Below are 22,340 nucleotides of genomic sequence, written 5' to 3'. Positions count from 1 at the left end.
GTGCAAGCGGGTCGGTCGTTTTTTTTCGGCCAATCTGCGGTCGATTATCCCGGGAAGTGGAGGCGAACGCCGCGATCACGAGGGGCGTCACGTCGAGCGCATATGCTGGTCCCATGCGCAAATCGATCTCATGGATGTGCTGCATCATCGGACTGCTGGCCGGCGGCCTTGTCCATGGCGACGATCGCGTCGACAGGCTGGCCGCGTTGGCGCCCGGACTCAATCGCGGGGTGCTCGCCTCCGCCCTGCAGGCACGTGATTGCGCCGCGCGCACGCGCGATGTCGGCCAGCGGCTGGCGGTGATCGATTACTCGCGGCCCTCGACCGAGGTCCGCCTGTGGGTGTTCGATCTGGCGCAGGCGCGGTTGCTGCATGCAGAGCATGTCGCCCATGGACGCGGCAGCGGCGGCAACCGGCCGACCGTGTTCTCCGATGTCGAGGGCAGCTACCAGTCCAGCCTGGGGCTGTTCGCGACGGCCGAGACCTACACTGGCCAGAACGGTTACTCGCTGCGCCTGGACGGCCTGGAGCCGGGCATCAACGGCCGCGCCCGCGAGCGATTGATCGTCATGCACGGTGCCGACTACGTCGACCCCGAACAGGGCCGGCGCCAGGGGCGACTGGGACGCAGCTGGGGCTGCCCGGCGGTGCGCACCGCGGTGGCGCGCGCGGTGATCGACGATCTCAAGGACGGCCAGCTGCTGTTCGCCTATGCCGACGATCCTGGCTGGCGACAGGACTCAGTCTTGCTCCACTGCCCGGCCCGCTGAACGCGCGGCACCGGCTTCACGTGACCGGCGCAGCGGACGCGGAACCATGCCGGCATCCCACGCTGCAGGAGCGCCCCGATGACGCCATCCCGATCCCACCTTGTGCGCTGGATGACCGGCTGCCTGGGGCTGCTGTTGGCCTGCGCGCCGGCGATTGCCCAGGACCGACCACAGGCGGATGTCGAGGCCGCGCTGACACCCGAGGCGGTCAATGCGGCGACGGCCGACGCCGGCGATGCGACGATGCTGCGCGCGCAGGTGCTGCTCGACCGTGCGCATTTCTCCCCCGGCGAGATCGATGCGCAGGGCGGGACCAACACCACGCGCGCAATCGCCGCCTTCCAGCGCTTCCACGGTCTGGAAGCGAGCGGGACGCTGGATGCGCCCACTTGGCAGGCGCTCACCGCCGACGCGGCGCCTGCGCTGAAGGCGCACACGCTGACCGCTGATGAGGTCGCCGGTCCCTTCGTCGCGCTGCCCGAGGACATGATGGAAAAGGCCAAGCGCGAGGCGCTGGGCTTCGAAAGCCTCGCCGAAGCGCTGGGCGAGCGGTTCCATGCCGCGCCCGCGCTGCTGCGGCGGCTCAATCCCAGTGCCCGATTCGAGGCGGGCACGCGCATCGTGGTCCCGAACACGGCCGATGCCCCGGCGTTGGCGAAGCCCGAGCGGGTGGTGGTCAGCAAATCCGATTCGGTGGTGCGGCTGGTCGACGGCGCCGGCAAGGTCTACGCGCAGTTCCCGGCCTCGACTGGCAGCGAGCACGATCCGCTGCCCATCGGCGAGTGGAAGGTCGAGGGCGTGGCCGAGGACCCGACCTTCCATTACAACCCGGATCTGTTTTGGGATGCCGACCCCGGTCACGCCAAGGCCACGTTGCCACCCGGCCCCAATAACCCGGTCGGGACGGTCTGGATCGACCTGTCCAAGCCGCATTACGGCATCCACGGCACGCCGGAGCCGGCGAACATCGGCAAGACCCAGTCGCACGGTTGCATCCGGATGACCAACTGGAGCGCGCGCCGGGTGGCGGGTGTCGTCGGGCCGGGCACCGTCGTAATGCTGGAGGAATAGACCATGACCCGTGCCGGCCTGTGGATCGCGCTCGCAGCGGTGCTCGCGCTGGCGAACGCGGCCGTGTTCCTGTGGCGTGGTGGATCCGCGCATGATGTCGCGTCGCCCGTGGTCGCCGAGGCCGCGCCTTCGCCGGCGCCAGATCCGGGGCCGTCCGACAATGTGGCGGCACCCCCTGCGTCGGTACCCGCCGCCCATGTCCCCGGCGCCGAGCCTCCGGCGGCACCCGATGCGACGCCTGCGCCGGACCCGCGCGTCGACGCGCATGCGTCGCCTCGGCTGCTGTTGCCAGTACAGGGCATCCCGTTCGCCGACGTGCGCGACACGTTCGACGATGCGCGTGGCAGCGAGCGCCGGCACGAGGCGCTCGACATCATGGCCCCTGCCGGCACGCCGGTGCTGGCGGCCGCCGACGGCACGATCGAAAAGCTGTTCACCAGCGATCGCGGTGGCCTGACGATCTACCAGTTCGAGCCTACCGGCACTTGGTCGTACTACTACGCGCACCTGCAGGCCTATGCGCCCGGCATCGCGGAGGGCACGCAGGTGCGGCGCGGCGATGTCATCGGCCGGGTCGGCAGCACCGGCAACGCCGATCCGGCTGCTCCGCATCTGCATTTCGCAGTGTTCCGGCTGACGCCCGAACGCCAGTGGTGGACCGGTGCGCCGGTCAACCCGTATCCGCTGCTCGAACGGCCCTGACTAAGGCGCGAGCAGCGGACGCAGAGCCGGCCAGACGTGATCGAGGATCTTCGTCTGCGCCTCGGCGGTGGGATGCAGGTTGTCGTCCTGGAAGTTGCCGCGGTCGTCGGCGACCGGCTCGAGCAGGAACGGCAGCAGTGCGACGTCGAACGTGTCGGCGAGCAGCCGGTAGTTGGCCTCGAAGCCGCGCGTGTAGTCCGGGCCGAGGTTGGGTGGCATGCGCATGCCCACCAGCAGCACGCGCGCGCCGACGTGCTGCGAGGCGCCGATCATCCGCGCCAGGTTGCGCCGGGCCTCGGCCAGCGGCAGCCCGCGTAGCCCGTCGTTGGCCCCCAGCGCGATGATGACCACCTGCGGGCGCTCGCGCACGACTGCCTGCACGATCCGAGACGCGCCGCCGGCGGTGGTCTCGCCCGAGATGCTCGCATTGACCACTCGCCAGTCCGGTGCCTCGCGCTGCAGCCGTTGTGCGAGCAGGCCGACCCAGCCTTGCGCGGCAGACATGCCGTAGCCCGCCGACAGTGAATCACCCATGACCAGGAGCGTCTTGGCCTGCGGATCGGCGGCAGGGCGGGCCGTCGCGGCCTGGGCCTGTGCTAGAACGGGCAGGGCCAGCAGACACGCCAGCATCCAGCGCGCCACGCGCGCTTGCATCGGGCGGCGCATGGCCGCAGTTCCCAGTGTCATCTCCCATGTCTCCGGTTGGTCGGCGATGCCGCATCGCGACGGTGCGCCGGACTGGCGCGAACAGCGAAGGATATCTATGCACGACGGTTCCCCCCTGCAAGATGAAGCCGTGCGCGCGGCAGGCCATGCGCTCGATGTCGATGGGCTGGGCAAGCGGGTCGCGCTGCCGTCCGGGGAGCTGACGATCCTGCAGGACGTCGGCTTCCGTATCGGGCATGGCGACACGGTGGCGATCGTCGGGGCCTCGGGCTCGGGCAAGAGCACGCTGCTGTCGCTGCTGGCCGGGCTCGACACACCCAGCGCGGGTCGCGTGCTGCTCGACGGCGCGCCGATCTCCACACTCGACGAGGACGGCCGGGCACGCGTGCGCGGCGAGAAGGTCGGCTTCGTGTTCCAGAGTTTCCAGCTGCTGCCATCGCTGACCGCGCTGGAGAACGTCATGCTGCCGCTGGAGTTGCGCGGCGACCGGGATGTCGAGGCACTGGCGCGCGAGGTGCTGCAGCGTGTCGGTCTGGGCGAGCGCCTGGGCCACTATCCACGCCAGCTCTCGGGCGGCGAGCAGCAGCGCGTGGCGCTGGCGCGCGCGTTCGTGACCCGGCCCTCGCTGCTGTTCGCCGACGAGCCGACCGGCAACCTGGACACCGCCACCGGCCAGGCGATCGTCGACCTGCTGTTCGCGCTCAATGCCGATGCCGGCACCACGCTGGTGCTGGTCACCCACGACGATCGCCTGGCGGCGCGCTGCGCCCGGCGCCTGCGCATCGACAGCGGCCGGCTCGTCGCCGACGAGGCGCTGGCCGCATGAGGACCGCAGGCCTCGCCTGGCGGCAGCTGCGCCGCGACTTCAAGGCCGGCGACATCCGCATCCTGTTCGCGGCGCTGGTGCTCGCGGTCGTCGCGGTGACTGCGGTGGGCTTCGTCACCGATCGCGCCGAGCGCGCATTGGCGATCGAGGCCAACCGCCTGCTCGGCGGCGATGCGGTGGTGCGCGGCGATGCGCCGATCGACGGTGCGATCCGCGCCGCCGCCGATGCGCCTGGCCTGCGCGCGGTCGAGACTGTCGAGCTCGACAGCATGATCCGCGTCGGCGAGGGCGATGCGGCCAATCTGCGCCTGGGCGACGTGCGCGCGCTCGGTGACGGCTTTCCGCTGCGCGGCAGCTTCCGGATCGATCGCGGCGATGGCGTCGAACGCGATGCGCAGGCGGTGCCCGAACCCGGGACCGCATGGATGAGCCGGGCCGGGGCGGACACGCTTGGCGCGGCGGTCGGCGACACCGTGCACTTGGGCGAACGCAGCTTCCGTCTCGCCGCGCTGGTGCTGCAGGAGCCCGATGCGTCGATCGACTATTTCAATGTCGCGCCGAAGGTGTTCCTGCACCTGTCCGATCTGGGGGGCACCGGGCTGATCCAGCCGGGCAGCCGCATCGGCTATCGCCTCGTCGTCGCCGGCGACGCCAACGCGGTCGACGGCTTCACCCGCCTGGCACGTGCGCAGCTGGGCCGCGGCCAGCGCGTGGAGACGATCGGCGACGCGCGCCCCGAAGTGCGCTCCTCGCTCGATCGCGCCGGCCGCTTCTTGGGGCTGGCGGCACTCGTGTCGGTGATCCTGGCGGCAGTCGCGGTGGCAATGGCCGCGCGCCAGCATTCGGCCCGGCATCTGTCGTCGGTGGCGGTGATGCGCTGCATGGGCGCGCAGCAGCGCACGCTGGTCGGCATCCACGTCGGCGAACTGCTGCTGCTCGGGGTGGTCGCTTGCACCTTGGGCGTCGCGATCGCGTTCGGGCTGCAGTGGGCGGTCGGCCGCTGGCTTGCGTCGCTGCTGGGCTTGTCGATCCCGGCCGCCGGCGTGTTGCCCGCGCTGCAGGGCTACGGCGTCGGTCTGGTCGTGCTGCTGGCCTTCGGCGCGCCGCCGGTGCTGGCGCTGCGGCGGGTGCCGGCGCTGCGCGTGCTGCGTCGCGACCTCGGCGGCTTCGAGCCCAGCGCATGGCTGGTCGGGCTGACCGGTTTCGCCGGGCTGGCCGCGCTGTTGTGGTGGAAGGCCGGGTCGGCGGCGCTTGGCGGCGCGATGCTGGCCGGTATCGCGGCCACGTTCGCGGTGCTGGCGCTGCTCGCGTGGGCGCTGATCGCGCTGGTGCGTGCACTGCGTTCGAAGCTGCGAGGCAGCCTGCGCTACGGCCTGGCCAACGTGAGCCGGCGCGCGGGCACCAGCGTTGCGCAGATCAGCGCACTCGGCCTGGGCCTGATGGCGCTGCTGCTGCTGACGTTCGTACGCACGGACCTGCTCGATCGCTGGCAGCTGGCGATCGGCCAGGACGCGCCCAACCGCTTCATCATCAACGTGCAGCCCGACCAGCTCGACCCCGTGCGCGGTTTCATCGCCGAACAGGCGGTCGAGCCGCCGGTGCTGTTCCCGATGGTGCGCGCGCGCCTGCTCGCGCGCAATGGCGAGGCGGTACGCGGCGAGGATTACCTGGGACGCAGCGGCGACGAGGCCCAGGACCGCCAGGCCCAGCGCCGGGCCGAGCGCGAGTTCAACCTGTCGATGCAGGGCGCGCTGCGCGATGACAACCAGATCACCGCCGGCAGGTACTGGGGCGATACGGTGCCCGCGTCGCCGGAATTGTCGGTCGAGGAGGGCTTTGCCAAGGACCTGGGCTGGCAGATCGGCGACCGCATCGCGTTCGACATTGCCGGCCAGCGGTTCGAGGCGCCGATCACCAGCCTGCGCAGCATCGAGTGGGAGAGCTTCCGGCCGAACTTCTTCGTCGTCGCCTCGCCCGGCGCACTCGACGGCTACCCGGCCAGCCACATCACCGCGGTGCGCGTGCCCCCCGAGCGGCCGCGCTTTACCGCCGATCTGGTGCAGCGCTTCCCGAACCTGTCGGTCGTCGACATCGACGCGGTGCTGACCCAGGTGCGCAGCACCGCCGACCAGGTCTCGACCGTGGTGCAGGTGGTGTTCTGGTTCTCGCTCGCCGCCGGCGTGCTGGTGTTGCTGGCGGCGGTCAGCGCCAGCCAGGACGAACGCCTGCTCGAAGGCGGCGTGATGCGCGTGCTCGGCGGCCGACGCGCACAGCTGCGGCTGGCGCAGGCCTCGGAGTTCGCGGCGATCGGCTTGCTGTCGGGCGTGGTCGCCGCGTTGGCCGCATCGGTGTTGGCCGGTGTCGTCGCGGTGCAGGTGTTCGACCTGCCGTGGCGGCCGAACTGGGCGCTGGCCGCGGCGGGCGGCGGCATCGGTGTCGGCGTGACGCTCGCGGCCGGCCTGTGGGCGACCCGCCGCGTGCTCGACGCACCGCCTTCGGTGACGCTGCGTGAGTTGCAGGAATGAGATGGCCGGGCGGCGCATGGACACTGCCCGGCCCGAGGCTCACTCGATCACATCCTCGGCCGCATCGAAGCGACGGGCGTACTCGCGTTCCGTGCTGACCCGAAGCACTTCCTCGCCCGCCAGTTCGGGTGCGCCGTAGACGGCGTAGGCGACGCGGTCCTGCTTGCGACCGACCAGATGCAGGCGGTAACGCGACTGGCCGCTGCCGGTCTCGGGCGGGTAGTGCTTCGGCGGTTCCGTGCCGTCGAGGTCGAGTTCGTTGTTGTCGATGACGCCGCCGACGAACAGTGCACGGATGGGCATCGCGGTCTCCTGTGGGGGGAAGGCCCGGCCATCGTGCCGACGCGGATGTTCGCGATGCATCAACGTGGCGTTGGGATCGCGATGACGCGGTGCCTTGGTGCGGCATGCGCATGGGGGCCCTGCCGGCTGCTGGCGGCGTTCCGGTCGAGCGGTCCCGGTAGAATCGCCGGCTGTTTCCCAGGACCTCCCGCGATGGCCGACCCCGCACTCGATGCGCTGTTCCTCCCGTTCGAGCAGCGGCTGCTGTCGTGGCCGCCGGCCGGTGCGCTGTTCCTGCGCGCGCGTCCGGGTGTGGCAACGACCGGCGGGCGGTGGCCTGGCCTGCTGTGCGAGCAGACCCTGGCGCCCTTGCACGCGGCGCTGCAGCGCGCCGGCCTGGAGGCGCTGCCGCAGGACGATGGCGATGATCCGGCGCTGCCGGAACGACCGTTGGTATTGGCACTGCCGCCGCGCCAGCGTGACGAGGCGCGGGCGTTGCTGGCACGCGCGCTGGCGGCGGTCGCACCCGGCGGCTGGGTCGTGGCCAGCGTTGCCAACGATGAGGGCGCGAAGTCCGCGCAGGCCGACCTGGCCGCGCTCGCCGGCAACATTGGCGCGCTGTCCAAGCACAAGTGCCGGGTGTTCTGGGCGCAGCGCGATGCGCGCGGCGACGAGGCGTTGCGCGCGCGCTGGGCCGCACTGGACGCGCCGCGCCCGATCCTCGGTGGCCGGTTCGTCAGCCGCCCCGGCGTGTTCGCCTGGGATCGGATCGATCCGGCGTCGGCGCTGCTGGCCGCGCACTTGCCCACGACGCTGGCCGGGCATGGCGCCGATCTCGGCGCGGGCTACGGCTTTCTGGCGGCTGACGTGCTGCAGCGCTGCCCGGGCCTGCGCGCGCTCGACGTGATCGAGGCCGAGGGCCGCGCGCTGGCGCTGGCCCGTCGCAATCTGACCGGGCTACGCGACGATGTGGCGCTGGACTTCCAGTGGCGCGACGTCACTGCGGGCCTGCCGCGGCGTTACGACTTCATCGTCAGCAATCCGCCATTCCATGCCCACGGGCGCGAGGAGCGGCCCGAGCTGGGGCGTGCGTTCATCGCCGCGGCCGCCGACGCCTTGGCGCCGGGCGGCAGCCTGTGGCTGGTCGCCAACCGGCATCTGCCCTACGAGGACGTGCTCGCCGCACGCTTTGGCCAGGTGCGCGAAGTCGCCGCGCAGGGTGGCTTCAAGATCGTGCACGCGGAGCAGGCGCGATGAAGCTGGTCAAGCTGCTCGCCAACCTCGGCTACGGCAGCCGCAAGCAGGTGGCGTGGATGTTCCGCGAGGGGCGCATCACCGATGCCGACGGCGAGGTGCTCTATGCCGACGACCGGGTGGCGCATGCGGCCATTCGCGTCGACGGCGAACCGCTCGATCCGCCGCAGGGCCTGACGCTGCTGCTGCACAAGCCGACCGGCTACACCTGCTCGACCAAGGACACTGGCCGGTTGGTCTACGACCTGTTGCCACCGCGCTTCCGGCTGCGCGCGCCCGCGCTGTCGACGGTCGGGCGCCTGGATCGCGAGACCAGCGGCCTGCTGCTGTTCACCGACGACGGCCAACTGCTGCATCGGATCATCTCGCCGAAGGCGGCGCTACCCAAGGTCTACGACGCGACCTTGGCGCAGCCGCTGCGCGGGGACGAGGCCGCGCTGTTCGCCAGCGGCACGCTGATGCTCGAGTCCGAGACCACGCCGCTGCTGCCCGCCGCGCTCGAGGTCGTCGACCCCACGCATGCGCGGCTGACCATCGTCGAAGGTCGCTACCACCAGGTCCGACGCATGTTCGCGGCCGTCGGCAACCACGTCGTCGCCCTCCACCGCAGCCGCATCGGCGGCCTGTCGCTGGGCGACCTGCCCGAAGGGCAATGGCGCCCCCTCGACGCCGCCGACCTGACCACGCTCTTCGGCTAGCCCGAAACCGGGGTTCGAAACCGGGGTCAGAGTCGAATTTCCACCAGGGATGTCCCACGCCTGCTGGTTCTCGGGGGAAATTCGACTCTGACCCCGGTTTCGGTTTCGCTGACCCGGTTTCGGGCCCTGGTTTTGTCAGGCGTCCCAGCGGCGCAGGGCGAGGCTGGCGTTGGTGCCGCCGAAGCCGAAGCTGTTCGACAGCACAGTGCGCAGCTGTGCGGGGCGGCTTTCGCGGACCAGTGGCAGGCCTTCGGCTTCGGGGTCGAGGGTGTCGACATTGATCGAGCCGGCGATGAAGCCGCGCTCGAGCATCAGCAGGCAGAAGATCGCTTCGTGCACGCTTGTCGCGCCGAGCGAGTGGCCGGTCAGTGACTTGGTCGACGAGAAAGGCGGCATTGCATCGCCGAATACCGTGCGCATCGCACGCAATTCGCTGACGTCGCCGACCGGGGTCGAGGTGCCGTGGGTGTTGATGTAGTCGATGTCGCCGTCGAGGCCCTCGATCGCCATGCGCATGCAGGCGATCGCGCCGTCGCCGGAGGGCGCGACCATGTCGACGCCGTCGGAGCTGGCGCCAAAGCCGACCAGTTCGCCGAGGATCGTCGCGCCGCGTGCCTGCGCGTGCTCCAGGCTCTCGAGCACCAGCGCGCCACCGCCGCCAGCGATCACAAAGCCGTCGCGGTCGGCGTCGTACGGCCGAGAGGCGCGCGTCGGGGTGTCGTTGTAGCGGCTCGACAGCGCGCCCATGCCGTCGAACAGCATCGCCATGCCCCAGTGCGCTTCTTCGCCGCCGCCGGCGAACACCACGTCCTGCAGGCCGGCCTGGATCTGCTGTGCGGCCACGCCGATGCAGTGCGCCGACGTCGCACAGGCCGAGGAAATCGAGTAGTTGAGCCCCTTGATGCCGAATGCGGTGGCCAGGCACGCCGAGACCGTCGAGTTCATCGTGCGCGTGACCTGGTACGGGCCGATCCGGCGCACGCCCTTGTCGCGCAGCACGTCGGCCGAGCCGATCAGGTTCTCCGGCGAGCCGCCGCCCGATCCCATGATCAGGCCGGTCCGCGGGCCGGAGATCATGGCGTCGGTCAAACCGGCGTGCGCAATCGCATCGCGCAGCGCCAGGTAAGCGTAGCCCGCGGCATCGCCCATGAAACGGCGCAGCTTGCGGTCGATCAGCGCATCGAGGTCGACATCGGGCATGCCCGAGATCTGGCTGCGCAGGCCCTTGTCGGCATGGCCGGCGTCGAAGGCGATGCCCGAGCGGCCCTCGCGCAGCGACGCGGCGACGGTGTCGAGATCGTTGCCGATGCACGACACGATGCCCGCGCCGGTGATCACGACGCGGCGTGCGGTCGGATTCAGGCTCATGCGGCCTCGTCACGCATGAACAGCCCCACGCGCAGGTCGCTGGCGGTGTAGATCTCGCGTCCGTCGACGAGCATGCGCGCATCGCCGATGCCCAGGATCAGGCGGCGCTTGATCACGCGCTTGATGTCGATCTCGTAGCGCACGAGCTTTGCGTCGGGGCCGACCTCGCCAGTGAACTTGACCTCGCCTACACCGAGCGCGCGACCGCGACCGGGCAGTTGCTGCCACGTCAGGTAGAAGCCGACCAACTGCCACATCGCATCCAGGCCCAGGCAGCCCGGCATCACCGGGTCGCCCTGGAAGTGGCATTGGAAGAACCACAGGTCCGGGCGCACGTCGAGCTCGGCGTGGATCTGGCCCAGCCCATGCGCACCCCCGTCGTCGTCGATGTGGGTGATGCGGTCGAACATCAGCATCGGCGGCAGCGGCAGGCGGCCGCTGCCCGGCGCGAACAGCCGGCCCTCGCCCGAGGCGATCAGTTGTTCGTAGCTGAAAGAATCCTTCATCGACGCATGGACCGGGGAAGTGAGGCAGACGGCGATTATTGCGGAATGCGTGCGGCATTGCCCGTACGCACGGGTACGCTGAATGGGCCTTCGGGGCGATGCGGGGTAGAATCGATCGCGTGTCCACGCCCTCGATGTCCGCCGCCGTTCCGCCGTCTCCGCAGGGGCTCGCCCTGTCGTCGCTGCCTGCCGGGGTGGTGTTCGACATGGACGGCCTGATGCTCGAAAGCGAGCGCGAAATCCTCGATTGCATGCGTCTGGCGGCCGCCGAGCAGGCGCAGGACATCGAGCCGGCGTACTGGCGCGCGATGATCGGCCACAGCGACCGCATCTGCCGCGAACGCCTGGTCGAGCGCATCGGCGAGCCCGCCGCCGATGCGCTGTTTGGTCGCAGTCAGGCGTTGTATCTGGCGCGTGCCGAAGCCGGCATCGCGCACCGTCCGGGCATCGTCGCGTTGCTGGACCTGCTGGCCGAATGCGGCATCCCGCGCGCGGTCGCGACCTCCACGCGGGCGCCGCTGGCGCAGCGCAAGCTTGCCGCCGCCGGTCTTCTGCGGCATTTCGACGCGGTGTGCACCAGCAGCGATGTCGCCCATCCCAAGCCGGCGCCGGATGTCTACCTGCTTGCGGCCGAGCGGCTGGGCGTGCCGGCGGCGCGGTGCCTGGCGCTGGAAGACTCGCCGACCGGCGTGCGCGCCGCGCTCGCGGCCGGCATGACCACGATCCAGGTGCCCGACCTGCTGCTGCCCGATGATGCGGTGCGTGCGCTCGGTCACCGGATCGTCGATTCGCTCGACGATGTCCGGCAGCTGATCCAGACCGTACGCGCCCAGGGCTGAGTCCGCCCGAGCATCCGCCTCGGGCAATCGCATGGCGCCGACGCTGCGCGCATGGGGCGCCCGAGCAGGCCATGTCCGTGCGCGTTCCCCCGCTAGCGTTGCGGTGCCTCGTCGTCCGGTTCGTCGGCGTGGGCGAGCATGTCGACCAGCATATCGCGCACGTGCGCATCGGCGGTCGCGTAGAACACCTGGCGCTGGCGCCGTTCGCCGCGCACCAGCCGCGCGCCGCGCAGCAGGCGCAAGTGATGGCTGACCAACGGCTGCGAGGCGCCGGTGCGGCGCGCGATCTCGCCGACCGGCACCGGCCCATCCAGGCAGGTCAGCAGCACCCGCAAGCGGGTCGGGTCGCCGAGCAGGCGGAAGGTGCCGGCAAGGATCTCGACCTGCTCCGGATCGGGGACGGTCTCGACGTCAGGCGCAGATGCGCTCAATTGGGACCTCCTGGCTTCGCCGCGCCCGGCACGCGATCGGCGGCATCCGCGTGGTCGTGTTCGTGCGGATGCCTGTGCGCGTGCTCATGGCGATGCGACGCGCGACTGCCGTGCTCCAGCGCGCAGGCATCATGCGGTGCATGCACGACCTCGACCGTCGTGTGGCCGATCGAGAACCGGTCGGCGAGTGCGCGTTTGACCGCCGGCACCACACGCCAGGCCGGTGCGTCCTCGTCGAGCGTGAGTTCGAGCGTCGCCAGCACCCGGCCCGAGGTGATCGACCACACATGCACGTGGTCGACGCCCGCCACGCCCGGAACCTGCTCGCGCAGGTGCGTGCGCAGGGCCTCGATGTCGATGTCCGGCGGCGTGGCCTCCATCAGGATGTCGAAGGCGCCGCGCAGCAGCGCCCAGGCACTGCGCAGGATCAGCAGGCACACCAGCACCGAAAGGATCGGGTCGATCGGCATCCAGCCGGTGAAGTGGATCACCAGCGCGGCCACGATCGCGGCGACCGAACCGAGCAGATCGCCGAGCACGTGCAGCGTCGCGCCCTTGATGTTGACGTGCGATTGGTCGCCGCGATGCAGGATCCAGAACACCAGGCAGTTGACCAGCAGGCCGACGACCGCGACCGCCAGCATCGGTCCGGCGAGCACCTCGCCCGGATGCCGCAGGCGCTGCACCGCCTCCCAGGCGATCCACAGCACCAGCGCGAACAGCGTGATCGCATTGATCAGCCCGGCCAGCACCTCGATGCGCATGTAGCCGAATGTGCGCCTGGCGTCCGAGGCCCGGCGGCCGATGCGGAAGCCCAGCCAGGCGAGCAGCAGCGCCGCGGCATCGGTGAGCATGTGTCCGGCGTCGGCAATCAGCGCCAGCGAGCCGGACAGGACCCCGCCGACCATCTCCACGACCATGAAGCTGGCGGTCAGCGTGAAGCCGATCAGGACGGCGCGTTCGTTCGCGGCCGAGACCGACGGGGCATGCGCGTGATCGTGGTCGTGCGCTTTGTGCGCGGGGTGATCGTGGGGGTGCGGCATCGGAGGAAGAGGGCAGCGTCTAAAAGTGTCGACATATAAGCATGTATTTATTTCAATTGGAAGTGCGGGCGCGCATTCGCCGCCGAGCAGCGAGAATGGCCGGATGACAGATGCCCACGCCCCTCACGACACGCCGCTACCCGAATCACCGGTCGTGGGCATCGTCGGCAGCGCCGGCGCCTACGGCCGCTGGCTGCGCGGGTTCTTCGCTTCGCGCATGGGCCTGCGGGTGCTCGGCCACGACCCGGCGGACCCGGCCAGCGATGCGCCTGAGGCGTTGCTCGCGGCGGCGGACGTGCTGTTGTTCGCCGCGCCGATCCGCGCGACCGCGGCCGTCGTCGCCGACTGGACCGCGCGCTCGGCCGGGCGCGAGCGCGGGCGGTTGTGGCTCGACGTGACCTCGCTCAAGCAGGTGCCGGTCGCGGCGATGCTGCGGTCGCAGGCCGAGGTCGTCGGCCTGCACCCGATGACCGCACCGCCCAAGTCGCCCACGCTGCGGGGCCGCGTGCTCGTGGTCTGCGAAGCACGCCTGGCGCGCTGGCGGCCATGGGTGGCGCGGCTGTTGGCGGCGCTCGAGGGCCAGGTGGTGCAGACCGATGCGGAGCGCCACGATCGAATCATGGCGCTGGTACAGGCGCTGGTGCATGCGGGCCATCTCGCCCAGGCCGGCGTGCTGCTCGACCAGGCGCCCGAAGGCGGCGGGTTGGTGGACCTGCTGCCGTTCCGCTCGGCCTCGTTCGAGCTCGATGCCGCGATGATCGCGCGGATCCTGTCGATGAACCCGGCGATCTACGAGGACATCCAGTTCGACAATCCCCACGTGGTCGGTGTGCTCGCCGACCTGGCGGCACGCACGGCGCACCTGCACGCCCTGGTGGCGCGCGGCGACGATGCCGCACGCGCGCAGTTCCGCGCGCTGCTCGATGCGCAGCGCCAGGCGCTGGGCGCAGCAGCGCTCGAGCAGGGCAACTACGCCTTCGAACGCGTCGGTTACCTGCTGGCCGATCTTGCCGGCGACCGCTGCGTCAGCGTGCACCTGCCGCTGGACCGGCCCGGTTCGTTGCGCGCGCTGTTGCACGTGTTCGAGCGCCACGGGGTGAACCTGGGGTCGATCCATTCCTCGCGCACGCCCGGCGGTGAACTGCATTTCCGCATCGGGTTGATGGCCGGTTGCGATGGCGATGCGCTCGCAGCCGCGACCCGGGAGATCGACGCCAGCGGGATCGGCCGGGTGATCGAGCGCGACTAGGTCGACACGGCTAGTGGCGAGCGCGCAGCAGCGCGTCCCAGCCCGCGTGGCCCAGTCGTTGGAGCGTGTCGATGTTGCGTTCGACGATCGCGTCGGGGTCGGGGTAGATCGCCACCGCGCGCTCGACGCTGTCCTCGCGCAGCAGATGCAGGGTGGGATAGGGCGAGCGGTTGGTGCAGTTGCCGATGTCGTCGTCGGGCACGCCGGCGAAGCGGTAGTCGGGGTGGAAGCTGGCGACCTGCAGCACGCCGTCGAGGTCGAGCGACTCGACCAGGGCATCGGCCGCGTCCAGGAAGTCGTTGTAATCGAGGAAGTCCTGCAACACGTGCGGGTGCACCAGCAGCGTGGTGTCGGTGGTCTGCACCGAGGTGTCGCGCAGGTGGCGCAGTTCCTCGCCCAAGCGTTCGAGCAGGGCTTGGGGCGTGGTCGCCTCGCACAGTACAAACCGCACCTGATCCTTGACGTACACCGCCTTGGCGAACGGGCACAGGTTCAGCCCGATCACGGCGCGCTCGACCCAGTGCCGGGTGGCGGTCAGCGGATCGTCGGGGGCGGGCGCGTCAGGGAGCTGTGCGGTCACGGGAACGGCGCTGCGGACGGTGGCGCAGTCTAGACCAGCCGACGGGCGTTGATCGATATGTTATAAAATAACTGTTTCAGCTGTTGCGATTCGCCATGCCTGTTGCCGCCCCATCGCCTCGCCCGCGTCTGGTCCAGATCGATCTGCTGCGCGGTCTGGTCATGCTGTTGATGCTGCTCGACCACGTGCGCGAGACGTTCTTCCTGCACATGCAGTTGTCCGATCCGGTCGACGTCGACGACGTGTCGCCGCTGTTGTTCGGCTTCCGTCTGCTCGCGCATCTGTGCGCCCCGGTGTTCGTGTTCCTGACCGGGCTGTCGGCCTGGCTGTACGGTCAGCGCCAGCCGGACCCGCGCGCGGCGACTGCGGCCTTCCTGTTCAAGCGCGGGCTGTTTCTGGTGGTGCTGGAGGTGACCCTGGTCAACTTCGCCTGGACGCTGCAGTTTCCGCCGCAGACGCTGTACCTGCAGGTGATCTGGGCGATCGGCCTGTCGATGCTGGTGCTCTCTGCGCTGCTGTGGCTGCCGCGTCCGGCGCTGGTCGCGCTCGGTCTGGCGCTGGTGGCCGGCCACAACCTGCTCGATGGGGTGCGCGTGGAGGGGGGCTGGTCCGGGGTGTGGGCGGTCCTGCACCAGCGCGCCTGGTTCGAGCCGATCGACGGCATGCGAGTGCGCACCTCGTATCCGGTGTTGCCGTGGATCGGCGTGATCGCACTTGGACATGCGGCCGGTCCCTGGTTCGCGGCCGGCTTCGACCCCGCGCGTCGCCGTCAGCGATTGCTGACTTGGGGATTGGGTGCGCTGGCGGCGTTTGCCGGACTGCGGTTGGTCAACGGTTACGGCGAAGCGCCCTGGCACGTCGGCGAGGATGCGCTGCGCACCGCGATGGCATTGTTCAACGTCACCAAGTATCCCCCGTCGCTGCTGTTCCTGTGCCTGACCCTGGGCACGGGACTGTTGTTGCTGCGCCTGTTCGAGCGCCCCTCGCTGGCGCGGAGGCTCGAACCGGTCGCCGTCTACGGATCGGCGCCGATGTTCTTCTATCTGCTGCACCTGTGCGCGCTGAGACTGCTGTACCTGGCTGCGGTGGCCGTGTGGGGCCACACTCAGGGCACGCTCTTCGGCTTCGACGACCCGGCCTGGCTGCTGCCGGTCGCCGTGGCGCTGGCGGTGGCGCTGTATCCGGCCGTGCGCTGGTTCGCCGCGCTCAAGGCGCGGCGTCGGGACTTGCGCTGGTTGCGTTACTTCTAGCGCGGGCGAAGGCAGCGCTCAGTCGCGGAAGTTGTCGAACTGCAACGGCAGTTCGAACTCGGTGCCGCGTAGCAGCGCGATCGCCGCCTGCAGGTCGTCGCGCTTCTTGCCGGTCACGCGCAGCTTGTCGCCGTTGATCTGGCTGTCGACCTTGAGCTTGGCGGTCTTGAGTGTGGTCTGGATCTTCTTGGCCAGGTCGCGTTCGATGCCCTGCTTGACGGTGACCTTCTGCCGGGCGCCGGCGAGGTTGGTGTCGATGTCGCCGAACTCCAGGCAGCGCACGTCGATCTTCCGCGCCGCCAGGCGCTGACGCAGGATCTCGGTCATCTGCTGGAGCTGGAACTCGCTCGGGGCCGACTGGGTGATCACCGCGTCCTCGCGCTCGAACGCGGCCTCGACGCCCTTGAAGTCGAAGCGGGTGGTCAGTTCGCGGTTGGCCTGGTCGACCGCGTTGGTCAGTTCGTGGGTGTCGACTTCGGAGACGACGTCGAAAGACGGCATGGGGCACCTGGCAGTGGGGAAACGGCCCGCAGGGTAACGCAGGCGGCGTGGAACGTTGCATCGTGCGTTCGCCACATCCCGTGCGCGGCCGACGCACCACAATGGCGTCTCCCCCGCTGTCGCAGATCGCCGTCATGTTCGAGACCCCTGCCTACGCCGCCGCGGACGCCACCGCGCCGCTCGCGCCCACCACGATCCAGCGCCGCCCGCCCGGCCCGTCCGAGGTGCTGATCGACATCCTCTATTGCGGCGTCTGCCACTCCGACCTGCACCAAGTGCGTGACGAGTGGGGCGGGTCGATCTTTCCGATGGTGCCCGGCCACGAGATCGTCGGCCGCATCGCCCAGGTCGGCAGCGCGGTGACCGCGTTCGCGGTCGGCGATGCCGTGGGTGTCGGCTGCTTCGTCGACTCGTGCCGGACCTGCACGCAATGCCGCGCCGGCGAGGAGCAGTTCTGCGAGGACGGCATGACTGCCACCTACAACGCGATGGCGCGCGACGGCAGTGGGCCGACCTACGGTGGCTACTCGACCCGGATCACGGTCGATGCGGCCTATGTGCTGCGGATCCCCGATGCGCTGCCGCTCGATGCCGCCGCACCGCTGCTGTGCGCGGGCATCACCACGTATTCGCCGCTGCGCCATTTCGGCGTCGCGCCCGGCGATGAGGTCGCGGTCGTCGGCCTGGGCGGGCTCGGGCACATGGCGGTCAAGTTCGCGGTCGCGATGGGCGCGCGGGTGACGGTACTGAGCAGTTCGGAATCCAAGCGTGCCGACGCACTGGCGCTCGGTGCGCACGCGTTCGCGGCCACGCGCGACCGGGCGACGTTCAAGGCGCTGGCCAAGTCCTTCGATTTCATCGTCGACAGCGTGTCGGCCGAACACGACTACAACGCGTATCTGTCGCTGCTGCGTGTCGACGGCACCATGATCCTGCTCGGCATTCCCGAGGCGCCGGCGCCGGTCGCGGCCGGCGCGCTGATCATGCAGCGCCGGCGGCTGGCCGGTTCGCTGATCGGCGGCATCGCCGAGACCCAGGAGATGCTCGACTTCTGCGCCGAACACGGCATCGTGTCCGACATCGAGCGCATCGGCATCGCCGACGTCGAGACCGCCTACGCGCGCATGCGCAAGGGCGACGTGCGCTACCGCTTCGTCATCGACATCGAGACGCTGCGGCGCTGAGGGCCGGTGCGCGCCGGATGCCCGGCGCGCGCTTCCGTGCGAGGATGACAGCCCCCTGTTCATCCTTCGCGATCATGTCCCGTGCCGCTCCGCCGACCGATGCCCGCGCCGCCGTATGGTGGATGCTGTTGGCGGTGCTCGCGTTCGCCGGCATGGACGCGGGCATGAAGTGGATCGCCGAGGGCTATTCGGCGTTCCAGGTCGCGACGTTCCGCAGCCTGACTACGCTGCCGCTGATCGCGGCGTGGATCGTATTGCGCGGCCGCGGCGGTACGTTGTGGCGGATCCATTGGCCGTTGCACCTGCTGCGCGGCGTGCTCGGCGTGGGCATGATCGCCGGCTTCGTGTACGGGCTGGCGCGCATGCCGCTGTCGACTGCGTACGCGATCGTATTCGTCTCGCCGCTGCTGGTCACCGCACTGGCGGTGCCGCTGCTGGGCGAGCGGGTGGGCCCGCGCCGCTGGACGGCGATCGCGGTGGGCATCGTCGGCGTGCTGGTGGTGCTGCGCCCGACCGGCGAGGGCGTCGCCACGCTGGCCGGCCTGGCGGTGGTGCTCGGTGCGCTGTGCTACGCGGTCGCCTCGATCACCGTGCGGATCCTGGCGCAGCGCGACAGTCCCGAATCGCTGGTGTTCTGGTTCCTGGTGCTGATGGCGGTGTTCGCCGGCCTGCTGGCCTGGCGCGATTGGCGGCCGCTGCAGACCGAGCACCTGGGCGTGCTGGCGCTGATCGGCAGCGCGGGCGCGCTGGGGCAGGTGGCGATGACGCATGCTTTCCGCCTCGGCGAGGCCAGCCAGGTCGCGCCGCTGGAGTACACCGCGCTGCTGTGGGTGATCGTGCTCGATCTCACGCTCTGGGGCGTGCTGCCCGATGCGCCGACCTGGCTGGGGGCGGCGATCATCGTCGCCAGCGGCCTGTACATGTTCCGCCGCGAGCAGGTGGTCGCCGACCCGCCGGTGCGCCATCCGGATGCGACGCCGCCGCCCTAGGGGGCCGACCGGCGCCGCCGACGTCGCAGCCACGCTGCGTGCCGCACACTGCCGCCATGCCTATCGTCCTGTTGCTCGTCCTCGTCCTGGCGCTGTGCGCGGCGATGCTGCTGTTGTGGCCGCTGGCGCTGTGGAACCGCTATCGCGTCGGGACGTCGCGCCGGCGCCCGCCGCGCTGGCTGACCCGGCTCAATGCGTGGCTGCTGCCGGGCTCGGCGTTGCTGTTTCTCGGCGTAATGGGCGTGACCAACCTGTTCGTTGCGCATGCGTTCGTCTATGCCGGATTGGGGCTGCTCGCCGGCCTGGCGACGGGCGGGGTGGGCTGGGCGTTGACGCGGGTCGAGCATCGGCCCGGCGCGGTCTGGTACACGCCCAACCGCTGGCTGGTGCTGGCGTTGACCCTGGTCGTGGTCGCGCGGGTGATCGCGGGTATCTGGCAGGCCTGGGAGCGCTGGCGCGGCAACGTCGAGCTTCTGGCGGCCTGGGGCCCGCTCGGCGAGCCGGCCGGGTTGTTCGCGGTCGCCGGGCTGGTGCTCGGCTACCACGCCGCCTACGCGGTGCTGCTGCAATGGCGTCTGGGGCGCTGGCTCTGAGGCCTGTGGCGTTCGATCGGCTCACCGCCCGGGGGTTGCGTAGGCGCAAAAAAACGGCCCCGCACAAGGCGGGGCCGCTGGGCACGCTCTGGGAGAGAGAGGATCAGAAGCGTGCGCCGATACCCACACCCACGGTCCACGGGTCGAGCTTGAGGTCGCGCTGCACCGTCTGGCCGGCCTGCTTGACGTCCGCACGGCTGCGCAGGTAGCGCGCATCGGCACGGGCAAACCAGGTGGAGTTGATGTTCATATCGACACCGACCGTGCCGATCGCGCCCTTGGGCGTGGTCAGGCTGACATGGTCGCCACCGCCGCCGAGGTCTTCCTTGCTGATGTTGGACTGGTGGTAGCCCAGACCAACGAACGGACGGAAGGTGTTGTCGACGTCACCAAAGTGGTACTGGCCGCTCAGCGCGATGGGCTGCTGCTCGACGGTGCCGATCTTGCCGCTGTCCTGCTTGACGCGATGATCGAACGAATCGAGTGCGCCCCACAGCTCGGCGCTGATGTTGTCGGTGAAGTTGTACGACACCGAGGCGGTCGGCGCCGGGCCGCCATCGACCTTCAGCCCGTTGTTCCGCTCGCTGTCGTTGGTCGGCTGCAGCAGCGTGACGCCGCCGACGACCGAGAAACGCTTGCCGGCCGCGGTGTCGGTGTCCTGGGCGAAGGCCGCGGACGAGACCGCGAGCGAGGCCAGGGTGGCGAGGATGAGGCTGCGCTTGTTGAGGATGGACGCGTTCGGCTTCATGGGGGAGTTCTCCTTATGCTTGTTGCCTTTGGCGCCGGCAGCGCGAACGCGCCGGCGGGATTCTCGCGGTCGGGACCGGAAGTCCTGTCGCGACCCTCCTCTTTGGGAAGGCGCGGCCATGCTGTCTGGGTCATCCTGAATCGGCGATTTGCGCTATCTGAAGCGTTCCTGACGCTTCACGCCGGCTTCGGAAATCTGCGCAGCGCGTTCATCGCAAGGCCCGTTGCCAAGCGGGTTCGTCGGGCGCGGGCCACAACCACCGTGGCTGTACCCCAGACGAACGCCATGCACGCGACGCAATGTTCCGCGATCGACTTGGGTGCCCGATGCGGCATCGCGGCAGTTGGCGCCGGACCTGCGGGGCGCCACAATAGTGGGTCACGAGATGCCCGGAGGGCCGCATGGCCGACCTGAAAGAAGCGCGCGTTCCCGACATTGGCGGGTATGACGATGTCCCGGTGATCGAGGTGCTGGTCGCCGTCGGCGATACGGTGTCGGTCGACCAGGGCCTGGTCACGCTGGAATCGGACAAGGCCACGATGGAAGTGCCCTCGACCGTCGCCGGTGTGGTCCGGGAACTGAAGGTCAAGGTCGGCGACAGCCTGTCGGAAGGTAGCGTGGTCGCGCTCATCGAGGCCCAGGGTGATGCGGCCGATGCATCTCCCCCGCAAGCGGAGGAGGTCGACGCGCGCAGCGCGTCGGGTGGGGGCACGGCGCAGGACAAAGGCGGCACGGCACCCGCCCCAGCCTCCGCTGCCAGCGGGACCGCGCGTGAAGAAGCGCCCCAGGCGCCGGCCGGCGGCGGTGGCACGCAGGAATCGAAGGTGCCCGACATCGGTGGCTACGACGACGTGCCGGTGATCGAGGTGCTGGTGGCCGTCGGCGACACCGTGGCCAAGGACCAGGGCCTGGTCACGCTGGAATCGGACAAGGCCACGATGGAAGTGCCGGCCGCGGTCGCCGGCGTGATCAAGGAGTTGAAGGTCAAGGTCGGCGATACCCTGTCGGAAGGCAGCGTGGTCGCGGTCATCGAGGCCCAGGGTGATACGGCGCAGGAGCGCGCGGCTGATTCACCTTCCCCGCGAGCGGGGGAGGACGACGCGCAGAGCGCGTCGGGTGGGGGCGGGGCCGCCGCGCCCGCCAAGTCCAAGGACGACAGCGCGGTCGAGCCGGTCGCGCCGCAGGCCAAGGCCGATCCGATCGCGCAGGCCTCGATGGACCACCGGCCGGCCGGCAGCGGCCAGCCGCCGGTCCGTTTCGATGCCGAGGCGATCCTGCCGGGCAACGTGCCCTACGCCAGCCCCGCGGTGCGGCTGTTCGCACGCGAGCTCGGCGTCGATCTGGCCCAGGTGCGCGGGACTGCACGCGCCGGGCGCATCACGCGCGAGGACGTGCAGCAGTTCGTCAAGGGCGTGCTGGCCGGCGGTGGCGCCTCGAAGGCCGGTGCACCGGCCGCGGCCGGCGGCGGCCTGAACCTGCTGCCGTGGCCGAAGGTCGACTTCGCCAAGTTCGGCGAGGTCGAGGTCCAGGAACTGGGCCGCATCCAGAAGATCTCGGCCGCCAACCTCGCGCGCAACTGGGCGATGATCCCGCACGTCACGCAGCACGACGATGCCGACATCACCGATCTCGAAGCGCTGCGCGTGCAGCTCAACAAGGAGAATGAGAAGGCCGGCATCAAGCTGACCATGCTCGCGTTCCTGATCAAGGCTTCGGTCGCGGTGCTCAAGCAGTACCCGCGCTTCAACAGCTCGCTCGACGCGGCCGGCGAGACGCTGACGCTCAAGAAGTACTTCCACATCGGTTTCGCCGCCGACACGCCCAACGGGCTGGTCGTGCCGGTGATCCGCGACGCCGACAAGAAGGGCGTGCTGGAGATCTCCCAGGAGATGTCGGCGCTGGCCAAGAAGGCGCGCGACGGCAAGCTCGGCCCGGCGGACATGCAGGGCGGGTGTTTTTCGATCAGTTCGCTGGGCGGCATCGGCGGCACCAGCTTCACCCCGATCGTCAACGCGCCGGAAGTGGCGATCCTGGGCGTGTCGAAGTCGGCGATCAAGCCGGTCTGGGACGGCAAGCAGTTCCAGCCGCGCCTGATCCTGCCGCTGTCGCTGTCCTACGATCACCGGGTCATCGACGGCGCCGCGGCCGCGCGCTTCACCGCGACGCTGGCGCAGTTGCTCGGCGATATGCGCCGGGTGCTGCTGTAAGAACCCGCTCAATGTCCTGCTGCGCTTGCCATCCGACGCGCGTGCGGTGCTCGGCATG

23 protein-coding genes are annotated in these 22,340 nt (G+C 70.1%); 14 read left to right on the top strand and 9 right to left on the bottom strand.

Annotated elements, in window-relative coordinates; all coding sequences use genetic code 11:
• The first annotated feature begins 134 nt into the window (after nucleotides 1-134).
• The 3 genes from ABE487_RS12960 to ABE487_RS12950 all read left to right on the top strand — a co-directional run bounded on the left by ABE487_RS12960 (nucleotide 135) and on the right by ABE487_RS12950 (nucleotide 2,543).
• On the top strand, nucleotides 135-770 hold the full coding sequence (locus ABE487_RS12960) for a murein L,D-transpeptidase catalytic domain family protein (protein WP_346451968.1): 636 nt from the start codon (nucleotides 135-137) through the stop codon (nucleotides 768-770).
• Between the two features lie 78 nt (nucleotides 771-848).
• The gene (locus tag ABE487_RS12955) at nucleotides 849-1,841 is read left to right on the top strand and encodes a L,D-transpeptidase (RefSeq protein ID WP_346451949.1); all 993 of its coding nucleotides are present in this window, start codon (nucleotides 849-851) and stop codon (nucleotides 1,839-1,841) included.
• Nucleotides 1,842-1,844: 3 nt separating this feature from the next.
• Complete coding sequence (locus tag ABE487_RS12950; protein WP_346451948.1) at nucleotides 1,845-2,543, top strand: M23 family metallopeptidase; 699 nt, start codon at nucleotides 1,845-1,847, stop codon at nucleotides 2,541-2,543.
• Here ABE487_RS12950 and ABE487_RS12945 read toward each other — a convergent pair whose 3' ends face one another.
• Nucleotides 2,544-3,209, bottom strand: coding sequence for an arylesterase (locus ABE487_RS12945; protein WP_346451947.1), 666 nt, complete (start codon nucleotides 3,207-3,209; stop codon nucleotides 2,544-2,546).
• A gap of 97 nt (nucleotides 3,210-3,306) precedes the next feature.
• Here ABE487_RS12945 and ABE487_RS12940 point away from each other — a divergent pair, with 97 nt between their 5' ends.
• Nucleotides 3,307-4,035 (top strand): ABC transporter ATP-binding protein, encoded by a 729-nt coding sequence (locus ABE487_RS12940; RefSeq protein ID WP_346452904.1) that lies wholly within the window; start codon nucleotides 3,307-3,309, stop codon nucleotides 4,033-4,035.
• Nucleotides 4,032-6,560: an FtsX-like permease family protein gene (locus tag ABE487_RS12935; RefSeq protein ID WP_346451945.1), complete on the top strand. Its 2,529-nt coding sequence runs from the start codon at nucleotides 4,032-4,034 to the stop codon at nucleotides 6,558-6,560. Before ABE487_RS12940 ends, ABE487_RS12935 begins: the two co-directional genes overlap by 4 nt.
• Before the next feature lie 39 nt (nucleotides 6,561-6,599).
• On the opposite strand, the gene ABE487_RS12930 is transcribed toward ABE487_RS12935, so the two are convergent.
• Nucleotides 6,600-6,857 (bottom strand): hypothetical protein, encoded by a 258-nt coding sequence (locus ABE487_RS12930; protein ID WP_346445169.1) that lies wholly within the window; start codon nucleotides 6,855-6,857, stop codon nucleotides 6,600-6,602.
• A gap of 198 nt (nucleotides 6,858-7,055) precedes the next feature.
• Here ABE487_RS12930 and ABE487_RS12925 point away from each other — a divergent pair, with 198 nt between their 5' ends.
• Entirely contained in the window at nucleotides 7,056-8,099 is a 1,044-nt protein-coding gene (locus ABE487_RS12925; RefSeq protein ID WP_346451944.1) for a methyltransferase, read from the top strand.
• Complete coding sequence (locus tag ABE487_RS12920) at nucleotides 8,096-8,794, top strand: pseudouridine synthase (RefSeq protein ID WP_346449077.1); 699 nt, start codon at nucleotides 8,096-8,098, stop codon at nucleotides 8,792-8,794. The genes ABE487_RS12925 and ABE487_RS12920 overlap by 4 nt, the downstream gene beginning before the upstream one ends.
• 135 nt (nucleotides 8,795-8,929) lie before the next feature.
• On the opposite strand, the gene fabB is transcribed toward ABE487_RS12920, so the two are convergent.
• Both fabB and fabA read right to left on the bottom strand, forming a co-directional pair.
• Complete coding sequence (fabB, locus tag ABE487_RS12915) at nucleotides 8,930-10,162, bottom strand: beta-ketoacyl-ACP synthase I (RefSeq protein WP_346449078.1); 1,233 nt, start codon at nucleotides 10,160-10,162, stop codon at nucleotides 8,930-8,932.
• Nucleotides 10,159-10,668: a 3-hydroxyacyl-[acyl-carrier-protein] dehydratase FabA gene (gene fabA / locus ABE487_RS12910; protein WP_183427137.1), complete on the bottom strand. Its 510-nt coding sequence runs from the start codon at nucleotides 10,666-10,668 to the stop codon at nucleotides 10,159-10,161. The genes fabB and fabA overlap by 4 nt, the downstream gene beginning before the upstream one ends.
• A 134-nt stretch (nucleotides 10,669-10,802) precedes the next feature.
• Here fabA and ABE487_RS12905 point away from each other — a divergent pair, with 134 nt between their 5' ends.
• A complete protein-coding gene (locus ABE487_RS12905) occupies nucleotides 10,803-11,507 on the top strand; it encodes an HAD family phosphatase (RefSeq protein WP_346449079.1) in 705 nt (234 codons plus the stop codon).
• Between the two features lie 92 nt (nucleotides 11,508-11,599).
• Here the strand turns inward: ABE487_RS12905 and ABE487_RS12900 are convergent, their stop codons facing one another.
• Both ABE487_RS12900 and ABE487_RS12895 read right to left on the bottom strand, forming a co-directional pair.
• Nucleotides 11,600-11,938 (bottom strand): metalloregulator ArsR/SmtB family transcription factor, encoded by a 339-nt coding sequence (locus ABE487_RS12900; RefSeq protein WP_346445160.1) that lies wholly within the window; start codon nucleotides 11,936-11,938, stop codon nucleotides 11,600-11,602.
• On the bottom strand, nucleotides 11,935-12,981 hold the full coding sequence (locus tag ABE487_RS12895; protein ID WP_346445161.1) for a cation diffusion facilitator family transporter: 1,047 nt from the start codon (nucleotides 12,979-12,981) through the stop codon (nucleotides 11,935-11,937). Before ABE487_RS12895 ends, ABE487_RS12900 begins: the two co-directional genes overlap by 4 nt.
• Nucleotides 12,982-13,084: 103 nt before the next feature.
• Here ABE487_RS12895 and ABE487_RS12890 point away from each other — a divergent pair, with 103 nt between their 5' ends.
• Entirely contained in the window at nucleotides 13,085-14,230 is a 1,146-nt protein-coding gene (locus tag ABE487_RS12890) for a prephenate dehydrogenase (protein WP_346451943.1), read from the top strand.
• Nucleotides 14,231-14,240: 10 nt separating this feature from the next.
• Here the strand turns inward: ABE487_RS12890 and ABE487_RS12885 are convergent, their stop codons facing one another.
• Entirely contained in the window at nucleotides 14,241-14,810 is a 570-nt protein-coding gene (locus ABE487_RS12885) for a DUF1415 domain-containing protein (protein WP_346445163.1), read from the bottom strand.
• A gap of 95 nt (nucleotides 14,811-14,905) precedes the next feature.
• Here ABE487_RS12885 and ABE487_RS12880 point away from each other — a divergent pair, with 95 nt between their 5' ends.
• Entirely contained in the window at nucleotides 14,906-16,060 is a 1,155-nt protein-coding gene (locus tag ABE487_RS12880) for a heparan-alpha-glucosaminide N-acetyltransferase domain-containing protein (RefSeq protein WP_346451942.1), read from the top strand.
• An 18-nt stretch (nucleotides 16,061-16,078) separates the two neighbouring features.
• On the opposite strand, the gene ABE487_RS12875 is transcribed toward ABE487_RS12880, so the two are convergent.
• Entirely contained in the window at nucleotides 16,079-16,561 is a 483-nt protein-coding gene (locus ABE487_RS12875; RefSeq protein WP_346445165.1) for a YajQ family cyclic di-GMP-binding protein, read from the bottom strand.
• Between the two features lie 134 nt (nucleotides 16,562-16,695).
• On the opposite strand from ABE487_RS12875, the gene ABE487_RS12870 reads away from it, so the two are divergent.
• From ABE487_RS12870 to ABE487_RS12860, 3 genes are all read left to right on the top strand, one after another.
• Nucleotides 16,696-17,745 carry an NAD(P)-dependent alcohol dehydrogenase gene (locus ABE487_RS12870; RefSeq protein ID WP_346451967.1) on the top strand — a complete coding sequence of 350 codons (1,050 nt, stop codon included), beginning with the start codon at nucleotides 16,696-16,698 and terminating at the stop codon, nucleotides 17,743-17,745.
• A 74-nt stretch (nucleotides 17,746-17,819) separates the two neighbouring features.
• Nucleotides 17,820-18,734 carry a DMT family transporter gene (locus ABE487_RS12865; protein ID WP_346451941.1) on the top strand — a complete coding sequence of 305 codons (915 nt, stop codon included), beginning with the start codon at nucleotides 17,820-17,822 and terminating at the stop codon, nucleotides 18,732-18,734.
• Nucleotides 18,735-18,790: 56 nt separating this feature from the next.
• Nucleotides 18,791-19,327: a DUF1453 domain-containing protein gene (locus ABE487_RS12860; RefSeq protein ID WP_346451940.1), complete on the top strand. Its 537-nt coding sequence runs from the start codon at nucleotides 18,791-18,793 to the stop codon at nucleotides 19,325-19,327.
• 103 nt (nucleotides 19,328-19,430) lie between these two features.
• On the opposite strand, the gene ABE487_RS12855 is transcribed toward ABE487_RS12860, so the two are convergent.
• Nucleotides 19,431-20,075, bottom strand: coding sequence for an OmpW family outer membrane protein (locus ABE487_RS12855; protein ID WP_346451939.1), 645 nt, complete (start codon nucleotides 20,073-20,075; stop codon nucleotides 19,431-19,433).
• Between the two features lie 401 nt (nucleotides 20,076-20,476).
• On the opposite strand from ABE487_RS12855, the gene ABE487_RS12850 reads away from it, so the two are divergent.
• Entirely contained in the window at nucleotides 20,477-22,282 is a 1,806-nt protein-coding gene (locus tag ABE487_RS12850; protein ID WP_346451938.1) for a dihydrolipoyllysine-residue acetyltransferase, read from the top strand.
• Nucleotides 22,283-22,340: the final 58 nt, after the last annotated feature.

Origin of the sequence: Luteimonas sp. TWI596, assembly GCF_039674105.1 — a bacterium.
In the GTDB taxonomy this organism is placed as follows: domain Bacteria; phylum Pseudomonadota; class Gammaproteobacteria; order Xanthomonadales; family Xanthomonadaceae; genus Luteimonas.
This window is presented reverse-complemented; position numbering and strand designations above follow the sequence as displayed.